A 17,111-nucleotide genomic window follows, 5' to 3' on the forward strand; every position below is an offset into this window, starting at 1 on the left:
GATGACCGACATCCGGGTACCCGTGGACGGCGCCGACCCGTCCGTCGAACGCAACCTCGTCGACCAGTTGGAGGGCCCGTACCCGGGGACCGTCCGGCGGGTCGTGGTGCCGCTGGCCGAGTCCGGCGCCGCCGCCGTGGACTGGACGAGTCGACACCCGCTGCTCACCGTCGTGCTGCGCCGCGACCTGGCCGAGGAGACCGTCCGGGTGACGGTCACCCTCGACCCGGGCGGCGCGGGGCAGCGGGTGCTGCCACCGGCGGTCTTCGCGCCCTGGTCCGCCGCCGGGGCGTCGGTGCCCGCGTACGTCCCGGACACCGCCGACGAGCCGCTGGTCGCGCCGTTCGCCGTCGCCGTGGCGGTCGAGCGGGCCGTCGAGGGGGCCGCCGCCACGGCGGTCACCGGGGCGGCGCGCACGGCGCTGGTCGAGCTGGCCGTGATCGAGGGCAACCTGGGACGGCTGCTCTACCTGGTGTCGTACGAGAAGCACCGGCTGCGCCGCGCGGCCCGGGAGGTGCACGCGTACCGGACCCTGGCGCACGCCCGGCGCGACGCCCTGGACCGGATCGGCGCGGATGTCGGGGTGGCCCGCTTCGTCGACGAGCTGGTCCACGAGCCGACCAACGACGAGGTGTACGCCCGCCGGCTGGCCCCGCCGGCCCGCGAGCCGGACGCGGCGTACGCCCACCGACTCGGGCTGTACCGGCGGTTCCTGCTACCCACCCCGGGCGCGGTCCGCCGCCTGCTCAACGGTCCCGGCGCGGACACCGACCCGAACACCGGCCTCTTCGCCGACCTGCCCGGGGGCGCGCGCTTCACCCTGCGCGAGGACGACGACCAGTTCGCGGTGGCGGTCCGGCTGGTGGCCGTCGGTGACCCGCAGCACCGCACCAACTTCCTCGCCCAGCTGCGCCGCGACCGCCTGGTGCTGCCCGCCAACACCCCGCCGAACAACACCGTGCACGCCGGTCGGGCGCTGCCGGCGAGCCGGCTGGCCGAGGTCACGGCGCTGCGCGCGAGCCTGCGCCAGTCGTACGCCTTCGACAGCTCGCACGCCCTCGCGCCCCCGCTGGCCGCCGCCCTGGACCGTGCGGGGCGGGTCTGCCGGGCACTCGGCTCGACGATCGTGTGGCAGGTCAGCAGGGCCCAGGACGACGCCGGTGGCAGCCGCTACGAGTTGGGTCTCGGCGTCGACGTGAGCTGGCCGACCCCGGCGCAGGCCACCGACCTGCGCAACCGGGTGTTGGACACCGGCCGGGCGGTGACCGCCGACCGGACCGCCGAGGCGCTCATCGTCGCCGCCCGCGCCGCCGGTGTGCCCGCCGTCTCGGCCGACGGCGAGCTGTCCTGGCTGTGGCGGGTGTGCGGGCTGCCGACCACGCACCGGCTCAGCACCACCGTGATGTACCTGTCGCACCTGCCCACCCGGGGGCTGGCGGTGACCGCGCCGCTGACCGCTTCGGTGGGCGTCGACGCGGCGGTGCAGGCGCAGTTCCACGCCCCGGGTGATCCGGGTGGCAACGTCCTGCTGCTGGCCGGGCTGTCGGCGGCCCGGACGGCCTGGACGGCTGCCGGGGAGCCGGCGTGGAACCCGTTGACCGACGCGGTGGCCCGGACTCGGTGGGCGGCCGTGCCGACCCGACCGGCCGGGCAGCCCGTCGACGCGGTGCTCGCCGCCGCCGGCCTGCCCGCGGTGCGTGATCCGGCGCCCGTGGTGGCCGCGCTGAACCGCCTCCCCGACGAGCTGGTGGAGACCATCGAACTGCCGGCGGCGCTGGCGTCCGCGCTGATCGCCGGGCAGCCGGCCGCCGCCGACCGGCTGGCCCGGCTGGTCGGCCTGCTGCGCGATGCGCACCTCGCCGCCGCGCTGCCGCTGGTCGAGACCGGCAACCGGGTGCTGCTGGTGTGCAGCGTCATCGGGCTGCCGCAGGCCGGAGTGAACCTGAGCGAGCGCCGGGCCACCGGGTTCCGCTGGTACACCGTGGGACTCGGCGGCGGCACGGCGGAGATCAAGGCGGTCGGCGCGCGGACCGCGCTGCGCCCCACCCACGCCGGGCTGGTCGCCGTGGTGGCGCTCTCCTACGTGCGGACCGGCCGGACCGATCCGTACGAGTTCCGGGTCGAGCTGCCCGACGGGGTGACGTTGACCCTCGAGCAGTACGAGCGGCTGATGAACGCCCTGACCAGGGTGTGCCCGCTCGGCGTGGAGATCAACACCTTCGGCATCCGCCGGGACCACGTCGACGTCGACGGCGACGGCACCGCCGAGCCGCTGCGCCCGGCCGTGGCCCGGACCTTCCGCACCTTCCAGCAGCGCCGGCACCGCGGCGTGTACGACCAGCTCTGAGAGGGACACCACGATGGCGAACGAGATCAACTACGACGGGGTGACCGTCACCGAGCTGTACGAGGCGTTCACCCGTGGCGGCATTCCTGCCTCGGACGCCAGCGTGCTGGTCTCCTCCTGGATCTACGAGAACGTCGGCACCGCGAAGCGGGTGTTCAGCTACGCCGAGCCGTTCCCAGCCGTCGAGCCGGGCTGCGCGCCACCGCCGTTCGCCCGCACGTTCGCGCACACCGACTGGGTGGACGGCGAGGACGTCGTACAGGCCGGCCAGACACCGGGGGAGCAGGGCTTCAACGAGCGGTTCCACCGTATCGAGCACGACCTGGACCACCTCGGCACCGACCTGGCCAAGGCGTTCACCTGCATGGCCGCGATGCGGGTGAGCCTGCGTCGGCTGCTCGACGAGATCCGCGCCGAGATCAACCGGCTGCACTCGACGGTGCACGAGAACAAGATCGTGCCCAGCCCGTACACCTTCGAGCAGATCCCCAACTACATCGGCGCGCTGGACTTCGGCAAGTACATGGGCACCACCATGTTCATGGACAAGAAGGTCAGCATCTGGCAGACCAAGGCCGGCACGATCGTGCTGCCCGCCGTGGAGACCCTCGGCGTGGACGTGGTGGTCGGCCCGAAGGTGCGCGGCGCCGCCCAGGTCGCCCGTTACGCCGTCGAGCACGGCGACGTGCGGCAGCGCTTCCCGCGCGAGGTGAAGCTGGGCGAGTTCATCCGCTTCTTCGGCGAGGACGAGGTGGCCGACGGCCGGACGATCCGCGACGTGCTCAAGGTGCTGCCGGCCGACAGCAGCTACCCGAGCCTGGACGCGATGATCGCCGAGGTCAGCGAGCGCGAGGCCGTCATCGTCCGGACCACCGTCGGGGCCCAGTCGGCGGTCTCCGCCGCCCTCGGCGTCGACGCCGGGCTGGAGAACGTCGCGGACGCCGACATCGCGATGCTCGCCGGGGTGCCGACCAAGGCCCGCGCCGCGCTGGCCCGCGCCGGGATCAGCACGCTCGGCAAGCTCGCCGAGGCGCCGGCCGAACGGGTGCTGGGCATCATGAAGGAGGCCGGGGTACGCGCCGAGGCCGGCGACGCCGCCGAGTGGACCGGGTACGCCCAGACGCTGAGCAAGCTGCGCTGAACGGCCGGCGACGACTCCGGCGAACGGTTGATCCGCGCCGTTCGCCGGGTCGGTGTGACGACACTGCGCTGGCGTACCGACCCTCCACACCCGAGCGTGGGACTCCCACGGAGCGATCGGGTACGAAGGGCACGCGGATGGCAGTTCACGAGGTGGCACAGGACCTCCGCTCCGGGGCGCAGGAGACCGAAGTGGCGCGACCACCGCGCTACGCGCTGCGGCTGCTCGGCGGGTTCGCCCTGGAACGCGACGGTCGGTCCGTCGCGGTGCCGCAGGGCGCCCGCCGACTGCTCGCGTACCTCGGCGTACGCCAGCGGTGCGCCCGCTGGGAAGCCGCCGGCACCCTCTGGCCGGGCTCGCACGAGGAACGGGCCCGGGCGAACCTGCGCACCATGCTCTGGCGACTGCACCGGGCCACCTCCGAGCCCCTGGTCGAGGAGGACGACCGGCTGGCCCTGGCCGCCGGCGTGACCAGCGACGTGGCCACCCTCGGTGCGGCCGCCGCGGCGCTGCTGGCCGGCGGTGTGCCGGCCGGCGTCGGTGTCGGGGTGCCCGCGCTGGCGACCGGCGAACTGCTGCCCGGCTGGTACGACGACTGGGTGCTGACGGAGCGGGAGCGGCTGCGCCAGACCCAACTGCACGCGTTGGAGGCCCTGGCCGAACGGCTCACCGCGCAGGGACGCCTCAGCGAGGCGGTGCAGGTGGCGCTGACCGCCGTGCACCTGGAGCCGCTGCGGGAGAGCGCCACCCGGGTGCTCATCGGTGTGCACCTGGCCGAGCGCAACCTCAACGAGGCGGTCCGGCGGTTCGAGCTGTTCCGCGCCGACCTGGGCCGGGAGTTGGGCATCGCCCCGACCCGGTGGCTGGAACAGCTCGTCCGCGCCGGCCTGACCGGCGTGACCGTCCCGGAGGCGGTCCGCCGGCACCGTTGACGCCGGTCGCCTTGGTCAGTGCGTGGCGGGCGGGATGCTCTGCTCGTACTGGAAGACGTTGTGCGGGTCGTACGTCGCCTTGATCCGGCGCAGCCGGTCGAAGTTGCGTCCCCAGTAGGCCGTCTCCCACTCGGCCATCCCGACGTTCGGCACGTTGACGTACGCCCCGTCCACGTACGGCCGCAACGCCTGGCTGAACTCGGCGATCCAGGCCTGGGCGACCGGGGTGAGGGCGTCCCCGCTGTCGGGCTCGCCGCGGGTGCCCCAGCCCGCACCGGGCTCGGAGTAGAACAACGCGTCGCGGTGCGGGAAGGCCGTGCCACCGAACGGCTCCTGCCGTTGCGCGCCGGTGCCGAAGGCCTGTGTGAAGAAGTTGCTGTCGTCGGTCGGAGCCTTCCGCATGAACTCGCGGATCACGTCGATCGCCCTGTCCGGGAACGGTTCCCTGGTGAACTGGGAGAAAAACTTCCAGTTCGCCGGCTCGTCCTCGGTCGGGATCTGGAAACCGGCGTACACATCCCCCCAGCCGCCGATCTGCACGGTGACCGTGGGGTCGCCGATGGACAGTATCGGCCCCAACAGCTTCCTGGCCTCGGCCTCCGACCCTTCGGCGAGCACTCCGAACAGCAGGATCTCGTTCCGGTGGATCTCCAGTTGGGTGCCGAGGCGCGGGTCGCTGAACGGCGCGGTGCGTTGCCAGGTGTCGAAGACGCCGTGCAGGTCGTCGAGGCCGGACCAGGTCGCCTGGAGGTAGGCGACGCTGCGGAGCGGGGCGACCTTGTAGGTCAGCGAGGTGACGATCCCGAAGTTGCCGTTCCCAGCGCCGCGCAGCGCCCAGAGCAGGTCCGCGTGGTTCCACGGGTCGACCTTGAGGACCCGCGCGCCGTCGGCCCCCGCCGGGACGACGATCTCCGCTCCGATCAGGTTGTCGCAGGCCATCCCCAGGTAGCGGGTGAGGAACCCGAAGCCGCCTCCGAGGGTCGCGCCGGACAACCCGACGGATCCCTCCGTGCCGGTCGTCGCCGCGAGGTCGTACTCCCCGAGCGTCGTCACCGCCTCCAACTGGTTCAACCCCGCGCCGACCGTCGCGGTGCGAGCTGCCGGGTCGATGTGGGTGTCCTTGAGTTCGCTGACGTCGATCACGATGCCGTTGTCGACGTTCGACCAGCCCTCGAGGCTGTGCCGTCCGCTGCGGACCCGCAGCGCGACGTTGTGCTGCCGCGCCCAGGTGAGGGCGTTGACCACGTCCCGGGTCTCCTGCGCGAACACGATGACCAGCGGATAGTGCACGAACAGCTCGTCCCACCCGAGGCTCGCGGTCGCGTAGTCCGGGCTCTGCGGACGCACGATCCGGCCGGTCAGTTCGGCCGGCGGGAACCTGTCATCGGACGGCCGGCCGGCGGAGGACCGGCCGTCCGCCGCGATCGCGGAGCTGCCGGCGACCACGGCGGGGAGCGCGACCGCTCCGGCGCCGGCGGCCGTCGCCTTGAGCAGGTCGCGCCGGGAAAGGTCACGCATGGTCCGAGTCCTCTCGATCGGGGATGCCCGGACAAACAAGACGAATGCCTCATCCGGTGCGAACCAACCGTACGGTCGAGGACGTGAGCGCAACTCTGAGAATCTGTCGCGGAACCCGGTCGGGTGACGGGCCGGCCGTCAGTTCGGGGCCGGCTGGTCGAGGATCGCGCTGAAGCGCTCCTCGGCGAGGTCGAGCTGGTCGAAGATGTGCCGCTTCACCGCGGGGGTCAGCGGCGTGTCCGGCCGGCTGATCAGGTCGCGGAAGAGCGGTACCAGCGGCCGGTACTTGCGGGCCGACGAGACGACCTTCGGCCCGATCGTGTGGATGACCCCCACGCCGTTGTCGGTGAAGTCCGACACCTTGATCACCCGTGCCCACGGTTCCCGTTCCAGGCTGACCGCGAGGTGCTCGCGGTACTGCTCGTTGCGGTCGCGGTGCGGGTCGTACACCGGGTTGGTGACGGCCGCGACGAGCGTGGCGACGCGCGGCCCGAACCGCGCGGAGAGCGCGGCCAGCGCGGCGTCGGCGCCCCCGGTGGCCAGCTCATCCGGGTGGTCCTCGACCGCGTCGTGCAGCAGACCGGCGACGACCACGTCCACGTCCCGCACCTGGTAGTGGTGCATCAACCGGATGGCCACGCGTAACAGGTGGTTCAGGTACGGCTCACGCACACGCCGGTCGTCGCGGTGCAGTTCGGCGGCGAGGTCGAGCGCGGCGGTCAACCGCGCCCGGTCGGCGTCCTCGAACTGCTGGACCTCCAGGCGGAAGCGCTCCAGCAGGCCCGGTTCGCCGTGGATCTCGGTGATCGCGTGCATCGGCATGCTGCTCAGGTGCGGCGGGAAGTCCATGGGTCACTTATAGCCGATCTTCTCCACGTCGATGGGCCGGTAGGTCGCCCACCCGACCGCGAGTTCTCCGCGCGCCGATCCGTCAGACCGGCAGCCGGTCGGCACCGGCGAGCGGGCCCACGACAAGCGGCACCAGGGGAGCGGGTAGGACCGGGTCGCGCCGCAGGGTGGGCGTCCAGCCCGCGTCGGTGCCGAGATCGGGGTCGTGCGCCGCGTTGTACGCCGCCAGCAGGTCGGCCGGTCGTGCCGGCCCGTCGCCCTGGCGAATCCACGAGCCCCGCTCGGTCAACGCCGTGCCGCCCCAGTCGTGGAGCAGGTCGGCCGGGTCGACCGCCGGGTCCAGAGCGAAGAAGTTGTTCTCGGCGTACAGCGCCGACTGCACCCCGACGCCGAGCGCGTACTCGAAGTCGTCTCCGCCGAGCCGGTACTGGTTGTTGTAGACGTCGACCTGGCCGAAACGCACCCGGGGGAGCCGTTGCAGCACACCCTCGAAGAGGTTGTGGTGCAGGGTCACCTTCAGCCGATCCACGTCCGGGCCGACCGTGTTGGACGAGCCGATCAGCAGCACCTTGTCCCGCCCGGTGAAGCGGTTCCACGACGCGGTGACCAGGCTGGCGGTGTGCGTGACGTCCAGCGACCCGTCGTGCACCTGGTACGGCCGTCCGAAGTAGGTCGGCTGGCCGCTGTCCGGGTTGTCGCCGTCGGTGAAGGTGTTGTGGTCGATCCACACGTTCTCGCTGCGACGGACCGAGATCTGGTCGAACTGGCTGTTCCAGTTGCCCGCCTCGCCGTCCGTGGGTGACCAGGCGGGGAAGCAGTCCCGGGCGTCGACGAAGGTCAGGTTCCGGACGATGACGTTCGACGCCCGGTCGACCATGAGGGTGAGACCGGTCAGCCGCGCGCCGCGCAGCCCGACGATCGTGGTGTTGGGCCCCACGTTGATCTGGGTCTGCCGGGTCTGGTTCGCCACCGACCGCACCCGGGCCTCCTCCAGCGGTCCGGCCGGCGCGACCCGACCCCACACCGCCGGGTCGTACGCGGCCAGGTAGTCCGCGAGCCGGTACCCCGGGTCGGCCAGCTCAGCGCAGGTCAGCGGGGTGCCGTCCGCCCCTTCGAAGCCGTCGACGGTACCGTCCACGTAGATCAGTTTCGGGGTGGCGTCGGTGGCGTTCGTTGCGTTGTCGCCGCCCAGGGCGTCGACAAGTTCGGCCCTGCTGCGGACCACCCGCGTCCGGTCGTGCGCCGCCGCCGAACCGCCTGTGGTGCCGACGCCCTCGGCCGCCCAGCCATCCCGCTCCGGCAGGGCCTGCCCACCGAGGTGACGGGCCGACCAGGGCAGCCGGTCGGGGGCTGTCGAGTCGGAGTGGGAAGCGGCGGCCGGTGCGCCGACCAGCAGGAGGGCAAGCGCCATCGCGCCCACGAGGGGTGTACGCATTGATTGTTTCCGTTCGCTGGTGGTGGTTCGGCATGCACCAGGAACGGTAGGTTCACGCTTTTATGTCGGTCAATATAAATTGTTTGCAGAAATGTTGCAGCCGTGCCTGCGGCTAACGTGCGGCCTCGTGCCGCGCGGGTCGCACCTGCCGGAAAGCGACCAGCAGAGCGGCGACCAGACCAGTCACCAGCAGGATTCGCACCGTGGTGGACAGCACCGCGTCACCCGGGGAGTGCGGCGGGAAGATGTCCTTGACGAGCCAGCCGACCCCCAACCCCAGCCCCAGGCAAGCGTGCATCGCAGCCCGCAGGCGGGGAAGCGGCTGCAGGCGGCCGAAAATCCGGGGCGCCGCCATGCCGCCACGGCTCCTGGCGAGCAGCACGGCGGCGACGGCCAGGTTGGCCACGGCGACCGCGACGGCCAAGGCCAGGTCAACTGTTCCCATGTGGACGCAGTTTATTGCACGGATGCTCGCTCCGAAGGTCGCCTCTGCTGACGTCGGGCGCCTGCCCAAAGTGTCGGAGGAGGGGCGGGCGTCTACCCACCGCCTCCTTTGCTCTGCTTCAACCCACGCAACACCTGCGGGGCAAAAGTGTTGCCTCGGTTGAAGCAGAGCAAAGGACAACCGCAGCACCCTCGCCACCGGACGGCGCCACCGCTACGCCAGGTCCGCGCGGTACGCCGGCACGGCCCACGGCACGCCCTGCTCGCTGGGCAGGGCGCCCTGCTCGGCCGCCCGACGCAGTACCTCGACCACGCCACGGATCCGCACCACCCGCTCGTCACCGTCGCCCACCACGTCGACCAGGTCGCCGTCGAGCAGTCGGGGCTCGGGGGCGGACCACAGCGCGTCCAGCAGCGCGGTGAACGGCGCGGTACGGGCCAGCGGCGCGATCAGCGGCGTCCCGGGCGGGTCGATCCGGTGGGCGAGCAGGTTCTCCAGCAGGCCCTGCCGACCGGGGACGTGGCGGGGTGCCGCGTCCCCGGGCAGGCGCAACCGGTCGGTCGGATATTCCAGTACGGCCTGCCCGGTCGTACCGGTCACCGTCACCTCGCCCGCCACGAATCGCGCGGAGGCCAGTGTGACCGCCGCCAGTACGGGTGGGCCGGCGCGGAACCGGACGCGCAGCACGGCCGTGTCCTCCACCTCGATCGGTCGTACCCGGTACCGCTCCACCTCGATCGCGACCGGCGACGGCGGCGCCCCGCCCAGCGACTCGGCGACGGCCAGGCACTGCATCACCGCGTGCGCGAGGGGATTCGCCAGCGCGCCGTCCAGCACGGGCCGGCCGTCCACGCTGCGGCGGCCGGCCCACGGGGCGCGGGCGTAGTAGGCGTCCGGCCGCTGCCACGCGGCGACCGTGGCGATGCCGGTGACCGTGCCGAGGCGGCCGGCGGCCAGCGCGTCGGTCAGAGCGGTGAGCGCCGCCGAACCGAGCGCCTGGAAACCGACCTGGGCCACCCGTCCGGACGCCGCGAGCGCGTCGCTCAGCTCGCGGTGCTCGGCCATCGACAGCACCGGTGGTTTCTCCAGCAGCAGGTCCGCGCCGGCCGCCAGGGCGTCGAGGGCGATCGGCAGGTGGGTGTGCGGCGGGGTGCAGATCACCACCACCTCCGGGCGGGTGGCGCTGAGCATCGCCCGGTGGTCGGTGAACACCCCGACGCCGGGCGGCACGGGCGCCTCCCGCTCGTCGCGTACCGGTCGGACGTCGACCAGGGCGACGAGCCGCAGCCGGCCGTCGGCGTGCAGCGGCGCGATCACCCGCCGGTGCCAGTGGCCGTGCCCGTTCGCCCCGATCACCGCCACCGTCGCCGGCGGCACCAACCCGTTCACGCGACCACAGCCGCTGCCACCGCCGCGCCGACCGAAGCCACCGTCGTGCCGGCCACCGTCGTGCCGGCCACCGTCGTGCCGGCCACCGTCGTGCCGGCCACCGCCGCCCGGCTCACCGGACGCCGGCCAGGGTCGCCTCGACGCCGTGCCGGCCGAGCGCGGTGAGCCAGGCGATCACCTCGGCGCGTACCTCGTCGTCGTCGGCGACCTCGACCGGGATGACCTCGCGCAGCGCGAAGACGGCGTCCACCGCCCCGGCCGGGCTCTGCGCGCCGGCGTCCAGGGCGGCCCGGATGGGCCCGGCGAGGGGGTCCTGCAACGGCAGCGGGCGGCCGTCGTCGGCGTACCCCAGCGCGAAGCGCAACCAGGACGCCACGACCAGCGCGCCCCAGCGCGCGGACCGTCCGGACGCGCGCAGGTCGGCGATGGTCTGCAGGATGCGTTGCGGCAGCTTCTGCGAACCGTCGATGGCGACCTGGAGGGTGCGGTGCCGGATCGCCGGGTTGCCGAACCGGGCCAGAACCTGCTCGCCGTAGTCGACGACCCGGACCCCGTCCGGCGGGGTGAAGCTGGCCGCGACGTCCTCGGCGATCAGCCGGCGCAGCACGTCGGTCAGGTGCGGGATCGCCAGCGCGTCCGCGATGGTCTCCCGCCCGGCCAGCGCGCCGAGGTACGCCACGGCCGAGTGCACGCCGTTGAGGGCGCGCAGCTTCAGCCGCTCCCACGGCCCGGCGTCGTCGGTCAGCACCGCCCCGGCGTGTTCCCAACCCGGCCGGCCGCCGGGGAAGTCGTCCTCGATCACCCACTGCGCGTACGGCTCGGCGGCCACCGCGGCCAGGTCGGTGACGCCGAGCGCCCGGCGGGCCGTGTCGATGGTCTCGGGCGTGCTGGCCGGCACGATGCGGTCCACCATGGTGCCCGGGCAGGTCACGTTGGCGGCCACCCAGTCGACGAGCCCGGTCGGCACCCCGGCGGCCCGCTCGATCCCCTGGTCGACCAGGCCGCGCAGCCGTCGGCCGTTGGCCGGCAGGTTGTCGCAGCTCACCAGGGCGATCGGCCCGGCGTCCGCGGCGGCGCGGGCGGCCAGTCCGCGCAGCAGCAGACCCGGCACGGTCGTCGGGGGTCGATGACCGGCGAGGTCGGCGGCGAGCGCGGAGTCCGGCGACAACCGGCCGGTGACCGGGTCGAGCTGGTACGCCTTCTCGGTGACGGTGAGCGTCACGACGCGGACCGCCGGGTCGGCGAGCAACGCCACCACGGCGTCCGGGTCGCTCGGCGCGTGCCGGACCCCGCTCAGCGCGCCCACCACCCGGGTGCTGGTGTCGGCGGCGGACAGGGCGCTCACGCTGAACAGGTTGTCCTGGGCGGCGAGCGCGTCGACCACGGCGGCGCTGCGCGGGGCGACGGCCACGATGCCCCAGTCGCCGCCGGCCGCGCCGACCGCCGCCTCGGTGTAGACCGCCTGGTGCGCGCGGTGGAAGGCGCCCAACCCCAGGTGTACGACGCCGGTCGGCACGGTGCCCGGGCGCACGAGCGGACGGGACTCGACGGGCAACTGGCGCAGCACACCCAGGCCGAGGCGGGACGCGCCGACGGTCACCGCCATGCCGGACCGTCCGGGAACCGGAACTCGGCGATCGACGCCGGTCTCATGGTGGCGCTGTAGCCGGGGCGGTCCGGCAGCAGGTAGCGGCCGCCGCGGGTGCGGACCGGGTCGACGAAGTGTTCGTGCAGGTGGTCGACGTACTCGATCATCCGGCCGTCGAGGCTCGCGCCCACCCGCAGGTAGTCGAAGATCGCCAGGTGCTGGACGTACTCGCAGAGCCCGACGCCCCCGGCGTGCGGGCAGACCGGCACCCCGAACTTCGCCGCGAGCAGCAGCTCCGCGAGGACCTCGTCGACGCCACCGACCCGGCACGCGTCGACCTGCATCACACCGATCGCCTCCGCCTGGAGGAGCTGCTTGAAGATGACGCGGTTGGCGGCCACCTCGCCGGTGGCGACCCGGCACCGGCCGCCGGTCAGCTCGGTCACCGCGCGGGCGATCCGGGCGTGACCGAGGATGTCGTCGGCGTGCGTCGGCTCCTCGATCCAGTACGGGTCGACCTCGGCGAGGGCGGTCATCGCGGTGATCGCCTCGTCGACGTCCCAGACCTGGTTGGCGTCCATCATCAGCAGCGCGTCCGGGCCGATCTCGGCGCGGATGATCCGGGCCCGGCGCAGGTCGTCAGCGAGTGGGCCGCCGACCTTCATCTTCATCGCCCGCCAGCCGTCGTGGTACGCCTGCCGGGTCAGCGCCCGTACCTTCTCGTCCGGGTAGCCGAGCCAACCGACCGAGGTGGTGTACGACGGAAAACCGTCCCGTTCCAGCGTCGCCGACCGGTCGGCTAGGCCGTCGCGTCCCTTGTCGAGGATGGTCGCCGCCTCGTCGGGCGTCAGCGCGTCGGTGATGTGGTGGAAATCGACGCTGGCGACCAGGTCGTCGGTGGGCAGCTCGGCCAGGAACCGCCACATCGGCTTGCCGGCGATCCTGGCCCGCAGGTCCCACACCGCGTTGACGAGCGCGCCGGTCGCCATGTGGATGACGCCCTTCTCCGGGCCCAGCCAGCGCAACTGCACATCCGCGCTGAGCGAGCGCCAGAACGCCACCGGCTCGGCGGCGATCTCCTCGACCGTCCGGCCCTCGACGTGGTGGGCCAGCGCCCGTACCGCCGCGCAGGTGATCTCGTTGCCGCGCCCGTTGGTGAAGGTGAACCCGGTGCCCACCGGCCCGGCGTCGGTGCCCAACTCCACGTACGTCGCCGAGTAGTCGCCCCGGTTGATCGCGTCCGACCCGTCGCCCCGGGCGGCGGTCGGGAACCGTACGTCGTGCACGTCGACGGAGGTGATGGTGACGGTCACTGGTGTGCTCCCTCGAAGTGGAAGACCCGCTTGGGCAGCCGGTACGCCAGGTCGACGATCGTCTCGGCGGCCTCGTCCAGGCCCAGCCGGTGCTCGGCGACCAGCCGGGCCAGGAAGCCGGCGTCGACCCGGCGGGCCACGTCGTGGCGGACCGGGATGGAGCAGAACGCCCGGGTGTCGTCGACGAACCCGGTGGTGTTGTAGAAGCCGGCGCTCTCGGTGACCGTCTCCCGGAACCGTCGCAGCGCCTCGGGGGAGTCCAGGAACCACCAGGGCGCCCCGAGCAGCAGCGCGGCGTACCCGCCCGCGAGGGGGGCCAGTTCGCGGGTGAAGGTGTCCTCGTCGAGGGTGTAGAGCACCACGGTCAGCCGCGGGTCGTTGCCGTACCGGTCCAGCAGCGGGGCGAGCGCGTGCACGTACTCGGTGGCCTGCGGCACGTCGCCGCCGACGTCCCGGCCGTGCCGCTGGTACAGCCAGCGGTTGTGGTTGCGCACCGCGCCGGGGTGCAGCTGCATCACCAGGCCGTCGTCGAGGGACATGCGGGCGAACTCCATCAGCATGTGCGCCCGGAACGCCTCGGCGTCGGCGGCGTCCGCCGTGCCGCGCAGCCCGCGGTCGTACAGCCGGGCGGCCTCGGTCGGGGTCAGGTCCAGGGTGCGCGCGGTGGGATGCCCGTGGTCCGACGAGGTGGCGCCGGCCGCGACGAACGCCGCCCGGCGGGCCTGCAGAGCCGCCAGATAACCGGGGTACGTGCCGGTGTCCTCCCCGGCCAGCGCGCCGAGCCGGGCCACGTTCGCCGACCAGCCGTCGAACTCCATGTCCACCACGTCGTCCGGTCGGAACGTGGTGACCACCCGGCCGCCGGGACCACCCCACCCGTCGGCGGCGAGCTTGGCGTGCGCCGCGAGGTCGTCCAGTGGCGACTCGGTGGTGGCGAGGACCTCGATGCCGAAGCGCGCGAACAGCGCCCGGGGCCGGAACTCCGGCTCGGCGAGCCGCGCGGCGATCTCGTCGTAGACGGCGTCGGCGGTCTCGGGACGTAGCGGGGTGTGCACCCCGAAGACGGTGCGGAAGGTCTGTTCCAACCACAGCCGCGACGGGGTGCCCCGGAACAGGTGCCAGTGCGCCGCGAAGCGCCGCCAGATCACCCGCCCGTCGGCCTCCACCGGGTCGCCGTCGCGGGTGGGCACCCCCAGGTCGGCCGGGGGTACGCCCTGACTGAGCAGCATTCTGGTCAGGTAATGGTCGGGCACGATGAGCAGCCGCGCCGGGTCGGGGAACGGTCGGTCCTCGGCGAGCAGGGCCGGGTCGACGTGCCCGTGCGGCGAGATGATCGGTTGCCGCGCCGCGAGGGCGTACAGCTCCCGGGCCAGCGCGCGCTGGCCGGGCTCGGCCGGCAGGAGCAGGTCGGTGAAATCGGACGTCGGCACGGGGCTCCTCGTCTGCTGGTCAGCGGGGGGTGAGCAGGTCGGCGACGCGCACGGGTCGGCCGGTCTCCAGGGACCGGTTGGCGGCCAGGCCGGTGAGCAGGGCCGCCGCGCCGTCCTCGGCCGTCGCGGCGCGGCCCAGCGGATCGGGTCGGCCGCCGAAGAGCACCGCGGTCATCCGGGCGTCCGCGCCGCCGTGCCCGTGCCGGGTACGACCCTCGACGGGGATCCGCCGGGGCGGTGCCCAGAACGGGCGCACGGTGAGTGTCGTGCCGCCCCCTTCGGCGGGCGCCTCGACGCCGTGCAGGGCCGCCCCCTTGACCGCGCCGGCCGTGCCCCGGTCGACGTAGTCGTTCTCGGTGACCTCCAGTTCGAGGCGTCCCCGGCTGCCGTTCACCATCACCCGGTAGCCCTCCCAGGGGGCGTAGGCGGTGAGGTGGTACGTCATGGTCGCGCCGGTGGAGTAGCGGGCGAGCACCGCCATGTCGTCCTCGATGCTCACCCCGGGGGCGAACACGTTGCGGTCGCGCTGGTAGCCGTCCTCGGCCTCGGCGTCGAGGTACAGCTCGCGCAGCCGGGGATGCGCGTCGAGCCGCAGCGCGAACGGGTCGTCGACGGCCGCCGGGGCGCCGTACGCCCGGTCGTAGTCGCGGGCGTAGCCGTGCCGGCGGCCGTCCTCGCCGTAGAAGAAGAGCCGGCCCGCCGCGTACACCTCGACCGGGGTGGCGGCCAGCCACCAGTTGACCAGGTCGAAGTGGTGGCTGGCCTTGTGCACCAGCAGGCCGCCGGAGGTGGCCTTGTCGCGGTGCCAGCGGCGGAAGTAGTCGGCGCCGTGGCGTACGTCGAGCAGCCACTCGAAGTGCACCGAGCCGATCTCGCCGACCGCGCCCTCGGCGAGCAGCCGGCGGACCTGCTCGTGCAGCGGGTTGTAGCGGTAGTTGAAGGCGACCGTGACCCGTTTGTCGGTCTCGGTCACCGCGTCCAGGATGCGTCGGCAGCGGGTGGCGTCGACCGTCATCGGCTTCTCGGTGACGACGTCCCGGCCGGCACGCAGCGCGGCCACCACGTACTCGTCGTGGGTGACGTCCACGCTGGTCACCAGGACGGTGTCGACGTGCTCGGCCGCCAGCATCGAGGCGAACTCGCCGGCCGGGTACGTGGGCACCGGGGGGTGTCCCAACTCGCCCAGCCAGCGGTTGTGCGCGTCCATCCGGGCCTGGTTGACGTCGGCGAAGGCGACCAGTTCGGCGGAGTCGGCGTGGTCGAGCACCAGGGCCCGGACGAACATCTCCGCCCGCGCACCGGTGCCCACGACGGCGTACCGGACTCGTCCGCCGGATGTCGGTGACATGCGATCGCCCTCCGGATGACCCCTGCAAAGGTTTGCAGTGAAGTAACCACGATCGATCTGATGGCGTCAACGACACCGGCACAATCGGTGGCAATTATGGGTTTTTGCGGGGTTGAAGGTCACCAATGGGTGCGTCGACGCAACAGAGCTGCAAACATTCACCGTTGACAGTGGAGCAACCGTTTGCATTAATTGGCGGCACCCGCGTGACCACCGCCCACTCGGACGAAGGGGCCGCCGTGCCAGTCACCATCCGGGACGTCGCCCGCGCCTCCGGGGTGCACATCTCCACCGTGTCCCGCACCTTCTCCGCCCCACACCTGGTCAATCCCGAGACCCGGGTCCGGGTGCTGGCCTGCGCGGAGGACCTGGGCTACCGGCCGAACCGCGCCGCCCGCGCCCTCATCACCGGGCGTACGCACAACATCGGGCTGATCATCGCCGACATCGCGAACCCGTTCTTCCCGCCGCTGATCAAGGCGGCCGAGGGCCAGGCGCGGCACCGCGACTACCACGTCTTCGTGGCGGACACCAACGAGGACCCGACCGCCGAGGAGGAGTTGGTCCACGCCCTCGCGAAGCAGGTCGACGGGGTGCTGCTGTGCAGCCCGCGGATGAGCAACAGCCTGATCGAGCAGCTCAGCCGCGAGGTGCCGCTGGTCGTGGTGAACCGGCAGGTGTCCGGCCTGCCCTGCGTGCTGATGGACGTCGGGCAGGGCGCCCGGGCGGCCGTCGAGCACCTGATCGGTCTCGGTCACCGGGACATCGCCCTGCTCGGCGGGCCGCGCAGCTCGTGGACCAACCGGGAGATGCGGCGCGCCGCCACCACGGCCGTCCGGGCCGGTGGCGGGGAGTTGACCGTGCTCGGCCCCAACGCGCCCACCGAGACCGGCGGCTCGGCCGTGGCCGAGCAGGTGCGGCGCAGCGGCGTCACCGCCGTGCTCGCCTACAACGACCTGATGGCGATCGGCCTCATCGAAGGGCTGGACGCGCTCGGGGTCCGGGTACCGCAGGAGGTGAGCGTCGTCGGGGTCGACGACATCGCCCTGAGCCGGCTCACCCGACCCAAACTGACGACGGTGGCCACACCCACCGGGGCCGCCGGCCGGACGGCCGTCGACATGCTGCTGCAACAGGACATCGAGTCACCGCGCGGCGCGCGGGGGCCCGGTACCGGCACGGCGGTCGGCGTCCGTCGTACCACCGCACAGGTAATGCTCCAGACCGACCTGGTCATCCGCGACTCGACCGGTCCGGGCCCGCACGCCCGACCGGCCCGTCCCCTGGCCGCGTCCCATGGCCCGGACCCGCACTGCCCTGCGGGCCCGGGCGTCCCGACTGCGGCCACCGGTGATGCCGTCGCCTCCTAAAGCCGA

Annotated in this window: 13 protein-coding genes; 4 read left to right on the forward strand and 9 right to left on the reverse strand. The window is 73.0% G+C overall.

What is annotated here, in order from left to right:
* The first annotated feature begins 1 nt into the window (after position 1).
* The 3 genes from AC3EN4_RS10715 to AC3EN4_RS10725 all read left to right on the forward strand — a co-directional run bounded on the left by AC3EN4_RS10715 (position 2) and on the right by AC3EN4_RS10725 (position 4,420).
* Entirely contained in the window at positions 2-2,347 is a 2,346-nt protein-coding gene (locus AC3EN4_RS10715; RefSeq protein ID WP_435205777.1) for a hypothetical protein, read from the forward strand.
* 13 nt (positions 2,348-2,360) lie between these two features.
* Positions 2,361-3,488: a hypothetical protein gene (locus tag AC3EN4_RS10720; RefSeq protein WP_422740484.1), complete on the forward strand. Its 1,128-nt coding sequence runs from the start codon at positions 2,361-2,363 to the stop codon at positions 3,486-3,488.
* A 137-nt stretch (positions 3,489-3,625) separates the two neighbouring features.
* Positions 3,626-4,420: an AfsR/SARP family transcriptional regulator gene (locus AC3EN4_RS10725; protein WP_422740483.1), complete on the forward strand. Its 795-nt coding sequence runs from the start codon at positions 3,626-3,628 to the stop codon at positions 4,418-4,420.
* Between the two features lie 15 nt (positions 4,421-4,435).
* Here AC3EN4_RS10725 and AC3EN4_RS10730 read toward each other — a convergent pair whose 3' ends face one another.
* From AC3EN4_RS10730 to AC3EN4_RS10770, 9 genes are all read right to left on the reverse strand, one after another.
* Positions 4,436-5,938 carry an FAD-binding oxidoreductase gene (locus tag AC3EN4_RS10730; protein WP_435205778.1) on the reverse strand — a complete coding sequence of 501 codons (1,503 nt, stop codon included), beginning with the start codon at positions 5,936-5,938 and terminating at the stop codon, positions 4,436-4,438.
* 138 nt (positions 5,939-6,076) lie between these two features.
* Positions 6,077-6,787: an HD domain-containing protein gene (locus tag AC3EN4_RS10735; protein WP_435205779.1), complete on the reverse strand. Its 711-nt coding sequence runs from the start codon at positions 6,785-6,787 to the stop codon at positions 6,077-6,079.
* Between the two features lie 82 nt (positions 6,788-6,869).
* Positions 6,870-8,222, reverse strand: a complete 1,353-nt coding sequence (locus AC3EN4_RS10740; RefSeq protein ID WP_435205780.1) for a pectate lyase family protein — start codon at positions 8,220-8,222, stop codon at positions 6,870-6,872.
* Between the two features lie 112 nt (positions 8,223-8,334).
* Positions 8,335-8,667 (reverse strand): hypothetical protein, encoded by a 333-nt coding sequence (locus AC3EN4_RS10745; protein ID WP_435205781.1) that lies wholly within the window; start codon positions 8,665-8,667, stop codon positions 8,335-8,337.
* 213 nt (positions 8,668-8,880) lie between these two features.
* Positions 8,881-10,056, reverse strand: coding sequence for a Gfo/Idh/MocA family protein (locus AC3EN4_RS10750; RefSeq protein WP_435205782.1), 1,176 nt, complete (start codon positions 10,054-10,056; stop codon positions 8,881-8,883).
* Between the two features lie 112 nt (positions 10,057-10,168).
* The gene (locus tag AC3EN4_RS10755) at positions 10,169-11,662 is read right to left on the reverse strand and encodes a mannitol dehydrogenase family protein (RefSeq protein ID WP_435205783.1); all 1,494 of its coding nucleotides are present in this window, start codon (positions 11,660-11,662) and stop codon (positions 10,169-10,171) included.
* A complete protein-coding gene (locus AC3EN4_RS10760) occupies positions 11,653-12,957 on the reverse strand; it encodes an enolase C-terminal domain-like protein (protein ID WP_435205784.1) in 1,305 nt (434 codons plus the stop codon). Before AC3EN4_RS10760 ends, AC3EN4_RS10755 begins: the two co-directional genes overlap by 10 nt.
* Positions 12,954-14,387, reverse strand: a complete 1,434-nt coding sequence (gene uxaC / locus AC3EN4_RS10765; protein WP_435205785.1) for a glucuronate isomerase — start codon at positions 14,385-14,387, stop codon at positions 12,954-12,956. The genes AC3EN4_RS10760 and uxaC overlap by 4 nt, the downstream gene beginning before the upstream one ends.
* Before the next feature lie 19 nt (positions 14,388-14,406).
* Entirely contained in the window at positions 14,407-15,735 is a 1,329-nt protein-coding gene (locus tag AC3EN4_RS10770; RefSeq protein ID WP_422740474.1) for a Gfo/Idh/MocA family protein, read from the reverse strand.
* Between the two features lie 239 nt (positions 15,736-15,974).
* Here AC3EN4_RS10770 and AC3EN4_RS10775 point away from each other — a divergent pair, with 239 nt between their 5' ends.
* Positions 15,975-17,105 carry a LacI family DNA-binding transcriptional regulator gene (locus tag AC3EN4_RS10775; protein ID WP_422740473.1) on the forward strand — a complete coding sequence of 377 codons (1,131 nt, stop codon included), beginning with the start codon at positions 15,975-15,977 and terminating at the stop codon, positions 17,103-17,105.
* The last annotated feature ends 6 nt before the right edge of the window (positions 17,106-17,111 follow it).

This window comes from Micromonospora sp. bgisy143, assembly GCF_057708145.1.

Excerpts from the sequence above, each read along its gene's own strand:
- AC3EN4_RS10715 (WP_435205777.1), top strand. The coding sequence starts at position 2 with ATGACCGACATCCGGGTACCCGTGGACGGCGCCGACCCGTCCGTCGAA.
- AC3EN4_RS10720 (WP_422740484.1), top strand. The coding sequence starts at position 2,361 with ATGGCGAACGAGATCAACTACGACGGGGTGACCGTCACCGAGCTGTAC.
- AC3EN4_RS10725 (WP_422740483.1), top strand. The coding sequence starts at position 3,626 with ATGGCAGTTCACGAGGTGGCACAGGACCTCCGCTCCGGGGCGCAGGAG.
- AC3EN4_RS10730 (WP_435205778.1), bottom strand. The coding sequence starts at position 5,938 with ATGCGTGACCTTTCCCGGCGCGACCTGCTCAAGGCGACGGCCGCCGGC.
- AC3EN4_RS10735 (WP_435205779.1), bottom strand. The coding sequence starts at position 6,787 with ATGGACTTCCCGCCGCACCTGAGCAGCATGCCGATGCACGCGATCACC.
- AC3EN4_RS10740 (WP_435205780.1), bottom strand. The coding sequence starts at position 8,222 with ATGCGTACACCCCTCGTGGGCGCGATGGCGCTTGCCCTCCTGCTGGTC.
- AC3EN4_RS10745 (WP_435205781.1), bottom strand. The coding sequence starts at position 8,667 with ATGGGAACAGTTGACCTGGCCTTGGCCGTCGCGGTCGCCGTGGCCAAC.
- AC3EN4_RS10755 (WP_435205783.1), bottom strand. The coding sequence starts at position 11,662 with ATGGCGGTGACCGTCGGCGCGTCCCGCCTCGGCCTGGGTGTGCTGCGC.
- AC3EN4_RS10770 (WP_422740474.1), bottom strand. The coding sequence starts at position 15,735 with ATGTCACCGACATCCGGCGGACGAGTCCGGTACGCCGTCGTGGGCACC.